Genomic DNA, 16,882 nt, shown 5'->3' with positions numbered 1-16,882 from the left:
TCATTCCTCCACTTTAAATTTAAAATTTTACTTTTTTTCTTTTAAATCTTTTTTAGCTTTGATAAACATATCTAAAAGTATCACAGCTACACCTATATTTATATAGACATCAGCCATATTAAATACAAAAGACCAAATTCCTCTGAAGTCAATCATATCTACAACATAACCTCTAAAAATTCTGTCTATCATATTTCCAATAGCTCCAGAAATTATTAACATATAAGCTAACTTTTCTAAAAAACTAGATTTTTTAAAAGTTTTTAGAAAATAATATATAATTCCTATAATAGCTATTACTGTAAATACACTTATCAAATTTATTTTTCCTTGAAAAATTCCAAAAGCTATTCCTCTATTTTGAACATAAGTAATATGAAAAAAATCTTGGATTATTGCTAAAGAATCTCCAATAAAAAAATTATTTTCTATTTGAATTTTAGTCAGTTGGTCTAAAAAGACCAACCCGACTATTCCTATTAAATAATAAATCATAGTATCTACCTATTTTAAAACTGCAGCACATCTTGGGCAAAGAGAAGTTTCGTGGTCTAACTCTGTTGTATATTTCCAACATCTTTCACATTTCTCTCCATCAGCATGAGCAACTTTAACTTTTATTTCCATCTCTTCATCTGCTACAAATTCATCTGTAACTTCATCTGTATATTCTAATTGAGAAACTATAAATACCATTTCTAATAAATCTTTATTTGCAGTTATAAATTCTTTTAATTCTGCATCAGTTGTATTTAATACTACTTTAGCATCAAGAGCATTTCCGATTATTCTATTTTCTCCTTGTCTTGCTTTTTCTAGGTATTTATTTACAACTTTTCTTAATTTAATTACAGTATTCCATTTGTTTGCTAATTCTTCATTTAAATATTCATCATTAAATTCAAACCAATTTGTTAAATGAACTGATTCTCCATCTCTATCTTTTTCAGGTAATCTTCCCCAAATTTCTTCAGCAGTAAATGAAAGAATTGGAGCTATCATCTTTACAAGACAAACTAAAACTTCATTCATTACTGTTTGAGCTGACCTTCTAGCTTTAGAATCTTGTTTTTCAGTATATAATCTATCTTTTATAATATCTAAATAGAAAGCTGACATATCTATTCCAGAGAAATAATGAATTGCTTGGAATAAGTTATAGAATTCATATTTATCATAGCTTTCTGTAACTTCTCTTTTTAATACTTCTAATTTATGTAATGCCCATTTATCAATTTCTTCTAATTCTGCATATGGAACAGCATCTTTAGTTGGGTCAAAATCAAAAGTATTTCCTAATATATATCTAGCTGTATTTCTTACTCTTCTGTAAGCTTCAGCCATTTGTTTTAAAATATTGTCAGAAATTTTTACGTCATCTCTATAATCAACAGAAGCACACCAAAGTCTTAAAATATCTGCTCCGTAAACTTTAATTACATCTTCTGGAGAAACTGTATTTCCTAAAGATTTAGACATTTTTCTTCCTTGTCCATCATTTACGAATCCGTGTGTTAATATTTTTTTGTATGGAGCATCAAATGTAGAACCAATTGATGTTAATAAAGATGTTTGGAACCATCCTCTATGTTGGTCAGAACCTTCTAAGTATAAATCAGCTGGTCTGTGTAATAATGTTCCTCTAGTTTCAAGAACTGATCTGTGAGAAACTCCAGAGTCAAACCAAACGTCCATTATGTTAGTTTCTTTTGTAATTTCTTTTCCTTTTAAGTTATATTTTACTAATAACTCTTCTCCGATTAATTCTTCAGCTGAATATTTTACCCAAGCTGCAGAACCTTCTTTTTTAACAATTTCTACTACTCTTTCTAAAATTTCTTGATTAAATACTACTTCTTCATCTACATAGAATACAGGAATTGGTACTCCCCAAGCTCTTTGTCTAGAGATACACCAGTCAGGTCTTTTCTCTAACATAGAACCTATTCTGTTTCTTCCCCAATCAGGTACAAATTCTACTCCATCTAAAGCTTTTAATGCTCTTTCTCTTAAATCAGAACCTTCAGCTTTTACGAACCATTGAGCAGTTGCTCTAACGATTATTGGAGTTTTTGACCTCCAGTCATGTGGATATGAGTGAACAAACTCATTATAAGATAACATTATTCCTCTTTCTAATAGAGTTTCACAAATTACTTTATTAGCTTTTTCATAGAATAAACCAGCAAATTCTCCAGCTTCTTCTGTTAAAACACCTTTATAGTTAATAGGTGAAAGAATTGGTAATCCATATCTTACACCAACAACATAGTCATCTTGTCCATGTCCAGGAGCTGTGTGTACACAACCTGTTCCTGCATCAGCTGTAACGTGGTCACCTAAAATAATTGTTCCTGTTCTTTCAATAAATGGATGTTGATAAGTTAATCTTTCTAAATCTTGACCTTTAAATTCTTTTATTAATTCACATTCTTTGATTCCTATTTCTTCCATAGCTTTTTCAGCTAATACTTTGGCAAAAATTAGGTTTCCTTTTTCTGTTTTGTAAACTCCATATTCAAACTCAGCATTTAAACAAATTCCTACGTTTGCTGGTAAAGTCCAAGGAGTTGTTGTCCAAATTACTATATAAGTTTCTTCAGTCATTCCAATTTTATCTAATACATCTTGATTAGCTTTCATTTTTACATAAACTGAAGGAGATTTTATATCTTTATATTCAATTTCAGCTTCAGCTAAAGCTGTTTCAGTTACTGGAGACCAATATATTGGTTTAGAACCTTTGAAAATATATCCATTTCTATATAATTCTCCAAAAACTTCTAATTGTTTTGCTTCATATTCTGGATTTAAAGTTAAATAAGGATTTTCCCAATCTCCTAAAATTCCAAGTCTTATAAATTGGTCTCTTTGGATTCCAACCCATTTTTTAGCATATTTTGTACATTTTTCTCTGATTTCTAAAGGAGACATCTCTTTCATTTTCTCCCCTAACTCTTCACTTACTTTTAATTCAATTGGTAGACCATGTGTATCCCATCCTGGAATATATGGTGCATTGTACCCTCTTAATCTTTTATATTTTAAAATTATATCTTTTAAAACTTTATTTAAAGCATGTCCTATATGAATATTTCCATTTGCATATGGAGGTCCATCATGTAGTATAAAACTTGGTTTAGTTTCATCTATACTTTTTTCATATATTTTTTGTTTTGTCCAATCCTTAACCATTAAAGGTTCTTTGTTTGGTAAGTTAGCTTTCATTTGAAAACTTGTTTTTGGTAGATTCAGTGTTTTTCCATAATCCTTATCTTCCATTTAATTATCCTCCTTAAATATATTTAAAGTTATTTTTACTTCTGTTCCTTGATTTGGAGTTGAATAAATTTTTATAACTCCTTTACAATCTTTAATTACTCTTTCAGCTAATGGAATTCCTAACCCTGGAGTATCTCCTTTATAAGTCATAAATGGCTGGAACACATCTTTTAATTGCTCTTCACTCATTCCTATTCCATTATCTTTTATATCTATTTTTATTTTATTAGCAAGCTTATCTCTAATTACAATTATTGTTATTTTTTTATCTGTTCTTCCATTTTCTAGAACAGCATCATAAGCATTTTTCAATATTTCTATAAATGCTCTCCTCAATCTTTCTCTGTTTCCTAAAACATCTCCAGTATAACTTATAAAAGAAGCTATATTTATTTTATCTTCATTTCTATCTTCTCTGACTATACCTCTAAACTCTTCTATAACCTCTACTATAAAATGTTCTATATTAACAGGTTCTAATTTTTTTCTATTTAAAGGGTTAGAATACTGTTTCAAAATTTTATTAGAATATTTTATATTCTTAACTTTTTCTTTAAATTCTTTGATTTCTTCTTCTATTTCAGTTAAATTATCACTTTTATTTTCCTGAACTAATCCAACTAATTTATTTAAAGCTTCTTCCCTTGTTGTTAAAAATCTTTCGGTTATATTATTTATAGTTCTATTTCTTTCAAAGTCTATTCTTTCTTTTTCTTCAACTTTATTTTTTAATTTTGTAGCAACATTCATTATTAAGATTTTAATAAGTTCTACATCTTCCTCTGTTATTTGTTTTTCTTTTGTATAATAATCAAATAACATTACTCCTGTATAATAATCAATATTATAAATAGGAATTGCTATAAAATTTTTAAGTCCTATACTATTAAAAAGGTCATTTCCTAGATTATGTTTATAACCCTTATCATTTACATACAAAATTTTTCTTTCTTTAAGTGATGTAGTAATCAAGTTTTCACTTGAAAAAGGTATTTTTATCAATTTAATTACATCTTCTAATTGATTTATCTGAAAATCAAAACCATTTTTTCTTTCTTTTAATATATCATTTCTTATTTCAGTTATATGGGAGTTAAGTATACACATCTCACCAATTAATGCATCTCTTTCACGACTATATCTAAAAAACATAGCTCTTGAAAATCCTAATTCAGATTCAGAAACAAAAGTTTTCATTATTTTTTTTACTGTGTCAACTATACTGTCCTCTATCTCTATACCTAAAATAAGTTTTTCTATAACTTTCATTTTATTTAAGTTTTCTTTTAAAATTTTATTTCTTATTTTTAAAGTTCTCTGATTTTCTTCAAGTCTTTTTAACATTCCTTTCAAGGAATTTTCTAAAACTTTTATTTCACCTTTTCCATTAAAATCTATAACAGTATCATATTTTCCATTACTTATATCCTCTGCTGCATCTGAAATCTCTTTAAGAGGTAATAATATTTCTCTCAATAATTTACTAAAACATGTAGTTGCTATAGTCACAAAAGATAATACCATGATTCCTATAAAAATAGCAATAATTATTTTAGTTTTAAGAAAATTTTCTCTTGAAATTCCAATTCCAAAATATCCTAAATTTTTATCTCCTGTTATATTTTTTAAAGCTGTAGTTGTTATATAATAAGATTTCTCATTTATTTCAAGAGTTTTAAAGAAATATTGAGCATCTTTTACTATTTTACTATTTTTTCTTTTAAATAACCCTTTTCCTTTTACATCAAAATTAAAATCTCCATAAATATATTCTTCATTTGAAAGAATAAAAATTCTATCTGATGGAGAAAGCTCTATATAATCTCTTATATATTCCAAAATATTATTGTCTAATGGAGTAGATATAATCAAATATCCATTTATATCTTTTTCTCTACTTATGGAAATTGATAAAATACTTCTAGAATATACCTTGGAATTATAATTGGCTATATAATATATTTTATCTCTAGCAATCTCTTTTATTTGTTGAAGAGAAACATTTTGCTCATCATCAAATATATTTCTATCTCCACTATATCCTAAAATTTTACCATTTTCATTCAAAAAAGCAATCTCTGTCTTATAATATTTTTTAAAATTTTCCCTTATAAGTTCATTCTTAAGTATTTCACACAATTTTTTGTAATTTTTATCCACTTCAGCTTTCGATATTTTTTGAAAGTAATTTTCTTTAAGTAAAACTTGATTTACATCAGTCATAAAGCTATACATATAATTCATATTAGCCTTTTCCAATATAAATACCTTTTCTTTTGCAGTATTTAATAATTTACTTTCCATATCTTTGAATGTAATAAAAGTTATTATTGTAGCCACAAATATAGATGAAATTACTATAGCTATGTTTGTATAAAATATTATTTTAAGAACTATAGAATCTTTATTTATCCTCAATTTAAAATTTTTCAAGATAACCTCACTCTTTTTTATTTGGTAGTTCTTCTAGTTAATCCTACTCTTTGTCTTTCTTTATCAATATCTTTTACCTTAACTTTTATTATTTGACCAACAGATAATACTTCACTTGGGTCTTTTACAAATTTATCAGAAATTTCTGATATATGTAATAGGGCATCATTTTTTAATCCTATATCTATAAAAGCTCCAAATTTTACAACATTTCTAACTGTTCCTTCTAATTCCATTCCAGGTTGTAAATTTTCAATATTTAATATATCTGATTTTAAAAGAGGTCTTTCAAGTTCATCTCTTGGGTCTCTTCTATCTCTTATTAAAGCTTCATATATATCTTTTACAGTTTCTTTTCCATATCCCTTTTCATCAGCAAATTTTTCAAAATTAAATGATTTTAATTTTTCTCTACTATCTTTTAAGTTTTCTCTATATTCTTTTAGAGATATATTATTTACTGTTAAAATTTCTTCTGCTATTTCATATGATTCAGGGTGGATAATTGTATTGTCTAAAATGTTTTCTCCATTTTCGATTATTAAAAATCCTGCCATTTGTTCGTAAGCTTTATTTCCAAGTCCTTTTACTTTTAATAAAGATTTTCTATTTTTAAAGTTTCCATTTTCTTTTCTGTATTCTACAATATTTTTAGCAATATTTTTTTTAATTCCTGATACATGTTCAAGTAATGCCCAAGAAGCTGTATTTACATTTATTCCAACACTGTTAACTACTGAAGCAATTACTTCTTCTAAAGATTCAGCCAATCTTTTTTGGTCAACATCATGTTGATACATTCCAACTCCTATTGATTTTGGGTCTATTTTTACAAGCTCTCCTAATGGGTCTTGTATTCTTCTAGCTATTGAAATAGCTCCTCTTACTGTAACATCTAAGTCTGGAAACTCCTCATTTGCTAATTTTGAAGCTGAATATACTGAAGCTCCAGCCTCATTTGTTATTACATATTTTGCTTGTTTATTATTTTCTCTTATAGTTTTTGCTACAAAACTTTCTGTCTCTCTTGAAGCAGTTCCATTTCCTATTGAAACTATATCTATCTCATATTTATCTAAATATTTTAATAATTTTTCACGAGATATTTCAAGTTGTTTTGGACTGTCCATTCCTTCAACTAAATGGAATACATCATTTGTTACATAGAATCCATTTTTATCTACTACTGCAACTTTACAACCTGTTCTATATCCAGGGTCTAATCCTAAAATATTTTTTTCTTTTAAAGGTGGTTGTAAAAGAAGATTTTTTAAATTTTCTTTAAATATTCCTATAGCTTCTTCTTCACTTTTTTCTGTTAAAATATTTCTTACTTCTCTCTCTATTGACGGAAGTATTAATCTATCTAAAGAGTCTTTTATAATTTCTAAAAGAAATTCTTCAATCTCATAATTTTTAAATTCTTTCTTTAAAATATATTTTTCTATTCTATCTCTTACAACATCTTCTATTTTTAAAGAAACATTTAAAATTTCCTCTTTTTCTCCTCTGTTTAAAGCTAAAACCCTATGAGAAAGTATTGTTTTTATAGTTTCACTATACTCATAATAATCACCATAAACTTTTTTCTCATCTAATTCTAAAGCTTTTTTAGTATTTTTTGAAGTTACAATAGCATCTTTTAAATAAACATTTCTTAAATATTCTCTGTATTGAGCATTTTCAGAAATTTTTTGAGCTACTATTAATTTTGCCCCTTCAATAGCCTCTTCAAAAGTTCCAACTTCTTCAGTTATATATTTTTTTGCTTCTTTTTCAATACTTTCCATTGTTTTTGCTAAATATATAAATTGAGATAAAGGTTCTAATCCTTTTTCAATAGCTATATCAGCTTTTGTTTTTCTTCTTTTTTTATAAGGTAAATATAAATCTTCTACCTCTTGTAGCTTTGTTGCTTCTAATATATTTTTCTTTAATTCATCTGTAAGTTTTCCTTGTTCTTCAATAAGATTTATAACTTCCTCTTTTCTCTTTTCAAGGTTTCTAATATAAGTTACAGATTTTAAAATATCTCCAATTTGATTTTCATCAAGATTTCCAGTTGCTTCTTTTCTATATCTAGATATAAAAGGTACTGTAGAGCCTTCATCTAAAAGTTTTACTGTATTTTCTATTTGTTTTATTCCTATTTTAAGTTCTTCACTTATTATTTCAAAAATATTTTTCATCTCTTCCTCCACAATATACTTTTATAAACTCTTATATTATAACATATTTTCATAAAGATTTCCATCTTATGAACACACTACCTTTAATAAAAAAGGCAACCTTAAGGCTGCCTTATTCTTGTTTAAATAATCTTCTCAATTATTTTTTTAATTCTTCGAATTTTGCCCAAACTCCAGCTTTAACTAATAAAGATTTTACAGTTCTTGTAGGTTGAGCTCCATTTTTTAAGAAGTTTAAGATTTCTTCTTCTTTTAATTCTACTTTAGAATCTTCTAATGGATAGTAGTTTCCTAAATAAGCTACTGCTTTACCATCTCTTTTTGATAAGTTTTCCATTGCAGCTAATCTGTAAACTGGTCTTTTTGTGCTTCCTAATCTAGTTAATCTTAATTTTAACATTTAATCACTTCTCCTTATAATTTCTATTTATTTTTATTTTATTTATTAACTTTGTTGTTTACTACTAAAAAAATCTTTTTCCATTTCTACCCATTGGCATTTTTGGGAATCCTGCTCCAAAATTAGGCATCTTTCCAGAGCTAAGCATCTTCATCATTCCCTTCATTTGTTCAAATTGTTTAAGAAGTTTATTGACATCAGATACATCAGTTCCACTTCCTTTTGCAATTCTTAATTTTCTTTCAGCCTTAAGGATTTCTGGTTTTTTTCTCTCTTGCTTTGTCATAGATTGAATAATAGCTTCAACTTTTTTCATCTCTTTTTCAGCAGGAGCTAAGTCACCAATCTCTCCCATTCCTGGTATCATCTTTAAGATACTTCCTAGTGGCCCCATTCTCTTTATAGCTTGTAATTGTTTTAAGAAATCTTCTAAATCAAATTTTTGAGTTTTTATTTTTTCCTCTAAAGATTTCATATCATCAGCATTTATACTTTCTTGAGCCTTTTCAACTAATGATACAACATCTCCCATTCCTAAAATCCTTGAAGCTAATCTTTCAGGGTGGAATAACTCTAAATCTTCAATTTTTTCTCCAACTCCTACAAATTTTATTGGTTTTCCTACTACTGATTTTATTGAAAGTGCAGCTCCACCTCTAGTATCTCCATCAAATTTCGTAAGAATTACACCATCTATACTCAACTTATCATTAAAGTTTTTAGCTAAATTTACAGCATCTTGTCCTATCATAGCATCTACTACTAATAATATTTCTTGAGGTCTTACAGTTTTCTTTATATCAGCTAATTCATCCATTAAAGTCTCATCAACATGTAATCTTCCTGCTGTATCTATTATCATATATGTATAATCTTGAGTTTTTGCATTTGCCCAAGCTCTTCTACAAATATCTACTGCATCTCTATTTGTTTCATCTATATAAGCTGGAACTTTTATTTGGTTAGCTAAAACTTCTAATTGTTTCATAGCAGCTGGTCTATAAACGTCAGCAGCTACTAAGTATGGTCTTTCTCCATCTTTCTTTAATTTATTAGCTAATTTTGCAGCAAATGTAGTTTTTCCAGCCCCCTGAAGTCCTGCTAACATTATAACTGTAGGATTTTTTACTCCCTTAGTTAATCTTGAATTTGTTCCTCCAAGAAGTTCTATTAATTCATCATTAACTATTTTTATAAATTGTTGTCCTGGATTTACTCCAATTAAAACTTCAGTTCCAATAGCTTTTTCTTGTATTTTATTTATAAAATCCTTTACAACTTTATAGTTTACATCAGCTTCTAATAATGACATTTTAACTTCTTTTAAAGCTTCTTTTATATTGCTTTCAGTAAGTTTACTTTGTCCTCTTACTTTTTTAAAAATACTTTGGAATCTATTTCCTAAATTTTCTAACATAATTGCTCCCTAACTTAATTTTTTTATAATTTCATCAAGTTTTTCCATTGTAAAATTATTTTTTAATTCTAATAAATCCTTTTGAAGTTCTTTATCTCTTTCATAAAATTTTAATTTTTCTTCATAATTTTTTAAAATTTTTATTCCTCTTTTAATATTATCGTAGACAGCTTGTCTACTTATTCCATAATTTTCAGCAATCTCTGTAAGTGATAAATCTTCTTCAAAATATTCTATTAAATATCTACTTTGTTTTTCTGTTAAAAGAACCTTATAATAATCTAGTAAAATACCAATTTCTATCATTTCTTTTAGTTCCATTTATATCACCAAGATATTATATTAAAATTTCTAAAATTTGTCAAGTATTTTTTCTTTACTTTTATTTTTTTATAATTTCTAGAAATTTTCTAAAAAAAATCTTATAATATATTATAATTATTTTATTTTTTGGAGGTTCTATGAAAAAATTATTAAATTATTTACTTATTATTTTTACCTTTATAATTTTTTCTATAATTTCTTATGGAGAAAATTATCAACAAGAGATTTTAGATATTATAAATAATGAAAGGGTTGAAAATAATCTTTCACCATTAGAAGAAAAAGAAATTTTAAATGAAATGGCAATAAAAAAAGCTTCTTTAGTAGCTAAGGAGGGGAAACTTGACCATTATGCTGGTGGATATTCTTCTTTAGGAGAATTTTTTAAAGAATATGAGATTTCTTATTTGGCTATTGCTGAAAATCTAGCTAGAAATTCAAATGGACCAAAAGATGTGGCTAAAAGTTGGATTGAATCTAAAGGTCATAGAGCTAATCTTTTAAATCCTCAATATACATACACAGGTATAGGAAAGTTTACTGATGAAAATAATAATACCTATTGGGTTCAATTATTTTTAAAAGAGAGAAGTCAAAAATAAAAATATATTTTTTGATAATATAAAAGAGAAGATATTAAAAAATTTACAATATCTTCTCTTTATTTTTATTAATTCTCTTTTAATTTTTGTAATCCATCTTCTCTTCCCCAAGCTGCTATTGTTGGTACTATATTTACAAAGGCATTTTCATCTATTTTTGTTATAAATTCCTTTATTAGCATAGCTTCTCTTAGAGAACATACAGATATTATTTTTTCTCTTTTTACTTTATTTTGTCCACCTACTACTGTTCCTATACTAAATCCTCTATGAATTGTATTCTTCATAAAATTAGATATTTTTACTATTTGGTCACTTATAATTACAACTTTTACAAGCGATGAACCAAATCCAAATAGTACTGTACTTATTGTTTTACTATATATCATTTGCATTATAATAGCATAAAGCACTGCTGTTTTTCCAAAAACAACTCCTGATATAAGAAGGATTGTTATATCTAGACCTAATAAAACTTGACTTATTCCCATAAAAGGAAATAATTTTTTATGTAAAATTTTTGCAACTGTATCTGAACTTCCTTGAGAAAATCCTTTTTTTAATACCAATCCTGTTCCTATACCCATAAATATTCCATAGTAAATACATATAAGTAATTTTTCTGGAGTATCAGAAAGAAAATTAAATTTTATTTGATTCATTCCAATAAGAATTAAAGGATAGGTAGTTGAAAGAAGAACTATTTTTTTTACCTCTCTTGTTCCTAGAAAAATTTTTGCACAAACTAATATTAAAAGACATATACTGTAATAAATATATGTATAATTAAAATTAAATATCTTTCCTAAAGTTAAAGATAATCCTGTAATTCCTCCAACTGTAAGGCCATTAGGTTTTAATATACATGTTATAGAAAAGGCCTGTATTATACACCCAATATAGACTATAATATAATCCATCCATTTTTTCTTCAACATAAATCCCTCTTTTCAAAATATTTTATTTTCCAAAATAATTATCTCTTAATTTTTTCAAATATTTAAAACTTTTTTCTACACCTTTCATTTGTTTTTCTAATAATTCTTCTAAAAGTTCATTTGATACTTCTTGTGGATAATAATATTGACGAGGTCTCATTACATTATAATCATATAATGGTTTTTCTACTTTGAATGTTCCCTCTCCAACTTTTTCTACTCCACCTGTTCCTGGTGTTCTTTTAAATTGAGCACAATAAGGATAGCACATTTCAACATTTATTCTTGTTAAACCTGATTTTTCCATCATAATTGCAAATGTTTTTTCTAAATCTATATTCCCTTCTCCAGCTGGAACTCCACAAACTACATATCCATATTTATCACTTGGGTCTTCTATTATTATATGGTCTTTAAAATGTGTTGTTAAAGTATAAGGAGCCATATTTTCTGCTGCTTTTACAGGTTCTTCCCAAACCATCATAGAATTTCCAAAATCATAATGAAGTCCAACCCATTTAGAATTTAATTTTTTTACTACATCTACTAATTCTTCTGAAGTTTCATACTCATGATTTTCAAGAGCAAGTTTTATTCTATATTTTTGTAAAACAGGAATTAATTTTTTTACTTTTTCTATTCCTTCATCAAAAGAGTTTGGGTCAAAGTCACAACGAACTTTGGCAAAGTCATAAGCTCCATCTTCTCCAGATAATGCTTCAGCTTTTAATGGTTTTATAGGAATATAAGACCTTATTATTTCTGCTCCTAATTTATCAGCAACTTTTATAACTTCTACTAAATGGTCATACTCTAAATTTCTTGTATCAATTTCTACATAAAGATTATATTTATCTATTAATTCTTTTACTTTTTTTAAATGTTCATCTGAATTTCCACCTAAAGCTCCCCAAACAGGGTCAAGATTATAATCTGGAACCACATTAATTTGTACACCATCAAATCCTAATTCATGAGCTTTTTCAATAAATCCAAAAATATCCATTCTTTTATTTTGAAACCATAAATGTAAGCTTTCACTTTCTAACCCTAATTTTAACATTTTTATCCTCCCATAAAATTAATCTGCTACAACTTCATTTTGTTTTCTTTTTATCATTTTTAATAATACTGTAGTTATAACTACTCCTAAAACTGCAAATCCTATCATTGTTGTAAATACCATTTTATATCCTGCCATTCCAGGATGTTTGTCTAACATACTTCCATATAATGTGAAAGCAAACATTTGTGGACAATAACCAAAGATACATACTATTGACATTGCTGCTCCACTTATATTTCTAGGAATTTTTATCTCATCAACTGGAGCAAAGAAAACAGCTCTCATTGAGAAAATTATAGCTCCAAATCCTAAAGTACACGCCATTCCAACATAAACATTCATTGACTCATGTGGTAAATTCATAAATCCAAACATTGCTACTATTGATACTAAAAGAGCTACTCTCATAAATTTAGTAGCTGATTTAAATTTTTTGTCTGCAAGCATTCCACCTACAGGTCCTCCAACCATTTTTAATCCATATTGGTTAATAATTCCATAAGCTCCAACTAAAGTTACAGGCATTCCATATATATCTTTTAAAAATGGTATAAAATATGTAAGTCCACAATAAACTGAATATATAGATGCAATTGTTAGTGATACAACCCAGATTTCTGGAGTTTTTACAGCTTGCATAACTCCATTCCAAGCAACTTTATTTTTACTTAACTCATTTCCATCTTTATCAACAGTTTCAATTGTATCATCTTCTATAAAGAAATAAGAAATAACTCCAATAGCAATTACAACTCCTGCAAAGAATAAAATTCCTCCTCTTAATGCTGCTGACCCTTTACCAAGTAAAGCAAATATTCCTAAAGCAGAAAAAGCTACTATTGTATCTACTACTCCTCTTCCAGCTTCTAAGAATCCAAAAAGTCTTCCTTGCTCTGTTTCATCTCCTAAAAGTCTAACTGCTTTTAATAGAACTGGCCAATATACAACTTCTCCAAAGAATGATAATAATCCCCATGCTAATAAAATTCCCATATATCCAGGGAAAGTAGAAATATAAATTCCTACAAGTCCAACACAAACTAGAGAAACTGAAATCATTATTCTCTTAGAAAATCTGTCAGATATATAAATAGAAGCAAAGTTCCCTATTGTTTGAACCAATCCATAAACAGAAAGAGCTGCTCCAATCTGAGTGTGTGATAATCCCATAAATTCTTGCATAGGAACATAAAAAGCATCTTTTAAAGATGATAATTTAAATACTGTTCCTGCTCCTATTACCAAAATAATAAATCTTAGCCATTTTTTTAATCCTGTTGCTTTTTCCATCCATATTCTCCTTTCCTAACTTTTAATTTTTTGTTTTATTTTAATATCTTCAAAAGAATAATAACACATTTTTCAAAAAAAATCAATACTTTTTTTGTTATTTTGTTGTTTTTTGTTTTATTTTTTTGTTTTTTATTTGCAAAAAGTGTTTTTTAGATTAAAAACACAGAAAATATAAATTAATTAAAAATTTTAATACTGAAAAATATTTTAAAAAAGCTTTTCTACAAAAAAATAAAATAGAACTACTGCTTTCTTTACAATAGTTCTACTTTTTTTATCTTTTATATTATAAATTTACTTATGAATTTCTTATATCCATTCCTTTTTTTAAATATAATTTTTTTATTTCTTCATCAAGATTTGAATCTGTTATTATAAAATTTATGTCCTCCATATCACAAATTTTTATAAGAGAATTATTTTCTATTTTACTTGAATCAGCTAATATTATAACCTCTTCACTTATATCAATCATTTTTTTCTGAACTACTACCTCATCAATTAGATAATCAGTAATTCCTCTTTTTAAAGAAACTCCTCCTACAGCTATAAAAGATTTATCAACAGTAAAATTATTTAAAAATTTTTCTGTCTGAATTCCAAGAAAAGAAAATTCTGATTTATTATAAATTCCACCAGCAAGAATTAAGTTTATTCCTTTAGAATCCTCAAGCTCCTCTACTATCTTTAATGAATTAGTTACAACAGTAAGAACGTTATATTTATCTTTTATAAGTTTTGCTATCTCAATATTTGTAGTTCCTCCATTTAAAGCTATTGTTTCCCCTTCATTTATATATTTTATAGCCATAGTTGCTATTTCTCTTTTTTGGTCTTTATTTTTTGTTTCTCTAAATGAATAACTTAAATTTGTATTATTTTCTTTATCTTTTAAAATTGCTCCACCATAAACTTTTTCAGCTATTCCTTTTTTCTCTAAAACATCTAAATCTCTTCTTACTGTTTCCAATGACACATCAAAAAGAGTAACTAAATTGGACACTTTTACACTTCCATCTCTTTCTAAGATTTCAATTATTTTATTTTGTCTATCATTAGCCAACATAATTTTTTTTCTCCTTTTTTAAATAATCTAAAAATTCTTTTGTTGCTTTCTTTACTTTTCCACTCAAAAGAAGGATTCCAACAAGATTTGGTATTATCATAAGTCCTAAAACAGTATCTTGTAATGCCCATACAATTTTTAAAGTACTAACAGAACCAACTAAAGTTAAACATACAAATATATATTTAAAATATGAAGCGACTTTTGAGTTAAATATGTATGTAAGAGTGACATTTCCAAAATACCATTGAGATAAAACTGTAGAAAAAGCAAAAAGTACCATACTTATTCCTATAATATATCTAAATAAATAATGAATTCCTCCAAAAGCTGTAATTACATAAACAGCTGGAGAAATATTTTGTTCTGTTACTCCAGAAGTTAAAACTATAAAAGCTGTTAAACTACATATTACTACAGTATCAATAAATACCTCTAATATTCCATAAAGTCCTTGTCTTGCTGGAAAATCTGTAATAGCTGCTGAGTGAAGTACTGGGGCACTTCCTTCTCCAGCTTCATTTGAATATAATCCCCTAGCAATTCCATATCTCATAGCTTCTTTTATTGTATATCCTAAAACTCCCCCACCAACTGATTCTGTATTAAAAGCACTAGATATAATATTCATTATAGCATAAGGGATATGATTTATGTTAGAAATAATTATTATAATTCCACCAAAAAAATAAATAGATGTCATTATAGGAATTAATTTTTCTGCTACTGCTCCTAACCTTTTTACTCCACCAACTACAACTATTGTAACTACCATTCCCATCATTATTCCACCTATAATAGGTTTTATTCCAAATATATCATTTAATACAATAGCTACAGCATTAGATTGAATTAAAGCTCCTCCACTTATTTGAATAAGCATTAAAAATGCAAAAATTACCCCTATTCTTTTCCAACCAAGTCCTTTTGAAAGATAATACATTGGTCCTCCAACATAATTTCCCTCATCAGTTTTTTCTCTATATATCATTCCTATTACTATTTCAGCATATTTAGTGGCCATTCCTAGAATACCAGCAACCCACATCCAAAATACTGCTCCTGGTCCTCCACTGGCAATGGCTGTGGCTACTCCAACTATATTTCCATTACCAACACAACTACTTAAAGCTGTACAAAGAGCTTGAAATGATGAAAGTGTCCCTTCACCCTTCACTTGATTTTTTCCTTTAATAGATTGTATTAATTCTTTAATTGCCAAAGGAAATCCTTTTATTTGAATTCCACCTGTAATTATAGTAAAAAATACTCCAACCCCCATTAAAGTTACCATTAAATAATTTCCCCAAATAATATTAGATATTTTTTCTAAAATAAATTCTAGCCTCTCCATATACCCTCCTAAACAATAAAATTATTTTATATAATTATAACATATTTATGAGTTTTTTTGAAGTGTTTTGTTTATTTTTTATAGTTTTTTGTTGTTTTATATGGTTTTTTATATTTTTTTTATAAAAAAAAGAGATTGTAAAATAATACAATATCTCTTTTTATTATTTATTAATCTACTAATAAATTTACTATTTTTGAATTGCTAACATCTATTAAACCTTTATCAGTTATTTTTAAAGCTGGAGAAACAGGTAGTGATAAAGTACATAAAGACATTATAGGATTATAATGTTTATATCCTTGTCTTCTCATTTCAAATCTTAATTTTTCAATTTCTTTTCCCAACTCTAATATTTTTAATTTTTTCATTATAACATAAGCTTTATTTTTTTAAATAAAGATTTTATTAGAAAAATATTAAATAACATAATCTTCAAAATAAAAAAAGCTGAGTAACATTTTAAAAAAAATGTTTTACTCAGCTCTCTTTTTTGTATAATATAGTCACCACAACAA

The 16,882-nt window shown here is 26.8% G+C and carries 14 protein-coding genes; 1 reads left to right on the top strand and 13 read right to left on the bottom strand.

Going from position 1 to position 16,882, the window contains the following annotated elements; translation table 11 throughout:
- Positions 1-27 precede the first annotated feature (27 nt).
- The 7 genes from lspA to ylxM form a co-directional block, all read right to left on the bottom strand.
- Positions 28-492, bottom strand: a complete 465-nt coding sequence (gene lspA / locus HF862_RS03990) for a signal peptidase II (RefSeq protein WP_370456844.1) — start codon at positions 490-492, stop codon at positions 28-30.
- Positions 493-504: 12 nt separating this feature from the next.
- Positions 505-3,282: an isoleucine--tRNA ligase gene (gene ileS / locus HF862_RS03985; RefSeq protein WP_170186637.1), complete on the bottom strand. Its 2,778-nt coding sequence runs from the start codon at positions 3,280-3,282 to the stop codon at positions 505-507.
- A complete protein-coding gene (locus HF862_RS03980; RefSeq protein ID WP_170186636.1) occupies positions 3,283-5,715 on the bottom strand; it encodes an ATP-binding protein in 2,433 nt (810 codons plus the stop codon).
- A 17-nt stretch (positions 5,716-5,732) separates the two neighbouring features.
- A complete protein-coding gene (locus HF862_RS03975) occupies positions 5,733-7,904 on the bottom strand; it encodes a Tex family protein (RefSeq protein ID WP_170186635.1) in 2,172 nt (723 codons plus the stop codon).
- A gap of 139 nt (positions 7,905-8,043) precedes the next feature.
- Positions 8,044-8,304: a 30S ribosomal protein S16 gene (gene rpsP / locus HF862_RS03970; protein WP_170186634.1), complete on the bottom strand. Its 261-nt coding sequence runs from the start codon at positions 8,302-8,304 to the stop codon at positions 8,044-8,046.
- Positions 8,305-8,368: 64 nt separating this feature from the next.
- Positions 8,369-9,721, bottom strand: coding sequence for a signal recognition particle protein (gene ffh, locus HF862_RS03965; protein ID WP_170186633.1), 1,353 nt, complete (start codon positions 9,719-9,721; stop codon positions 8,369-8,371).
- A gap of 9 nt (positions 9,722-9,730) precedes the next feature.
- Positions 9,731-10,042: a YlxM family DNA-binding protein gene (gene ylxM, locus HF862_RS03960; protein ID WP_170186632.1), complete on the bottom strand. Its 312-nt coding sequence runs from the start codon at positions 10,040-10,042 to the stop codon at positions 9,731-9,733.
- A 140-nt stretch (positions 10,043-10,182) separates the two neighbouring features.
- Between ylxM and HF862_RS03955 the strand changes: the two genes are divergently transcribed.
- Complete coding sequence (locus HF862_RS03955; protein ID WP_170186631.1) at positions 10,183-10,647, top strand: CAP domain-containing protein; 465 nt, start codon at positions 10,183-10,185, stop codon at positions 10,645-10,647.
- Positions 10,648-10,715: 68 nt separating this feature from the next.
- Here HF862_RS03955 and HF862_RS03950 read toward each other — a convergent pair whose 3' ends face one another.
- The 6 genes from HF862_RS03950 to HF862_RS03925 form a co-directional block, all read right to left on the bottom strand.
- Positions 10,716-11,585: a YitT family protein gene (locus tag HF862_RS03950; protein WP_240934774.1), complete on the bottom strand. Its 870-nt coding sequence runs from the start codon at positions 11,583-11,585 to the stop codon at positions 10,716-10,718.
- A gap of 22 nt (positions 11,586-11,607) precedes the next feature.
- Entirely contained in the window at positions 11,608-12,648 is a 1,041-nt protein-coding gene (locus tag HF862_RS03945; RefSeq protein WP_170186630.1) for a sugar phosphate isomerase/epimerase, read from the bottom strand.
- An 18-nt stretch (positions 12,649-12,666) separates the two neighbouring features.
- Entirely contained in the window at positions 12,667-13,941 is a 1,275-nt protein-coding gene (locus tag HF862_RS03940) for an MFS transporter (protein ID WP_170186629.1), read from the bottom strand.
- 301 nt (positions 13,942-14,242) lie between these two features.
- Positions 14,243-15,010 (bottom strand): DeoR/GlpR family DNA-binding transcription regulator, encoded by a 768-nt coding sequence (locus HF862_RS03935; protein WP_170186628.1) that lies wholly within the window; start codon positions 15,008-15,010, stop codon positions 14,243-14,245.
- Positions 15,000-16,364, bottom strand: a complete 1,365-nt coding sequence (locus HF862_RS03930; protein WP_170186627.1) for a sodium:alanine symporter family protein — start codon at positions 16,362-16,364, stop codon at positions 15,000-15,002. Before HF862_RS03930 ends, HF862_RS03935 begins: the two co-directional genes overlap by 11 nt.
- 170 nt (positions 16,365-16,534) lie before the next feature.
- Positions 16,535-16,735, bottom strand: a complete 201-nt coding sequence (locus tag HF862_RS03925; protein WP_240934773.1) for an adenine deaminase C-terminal domain-containing protein — start codon at positions 16,733-16,735, stop codon at positions 16,535-16,537.
- Positions 16,736-16,882: the final 147 nt, after the last annotated feature.

Origin of the sequence: Fusobacterium sp. FSA-380-WT-3A (assembly GCF_012843705.1) — a bacterium.
GTDB lineage: Bacteria > Fusobacteriota > Fusobacteriia > Fusobacteriales > Fusobacteriaceae > Fusobacterium_B.
Note: the sequence above shows the minus strand (reverse complement) of the source record. Positions and strands in the feature narration are given on the sequence as shown.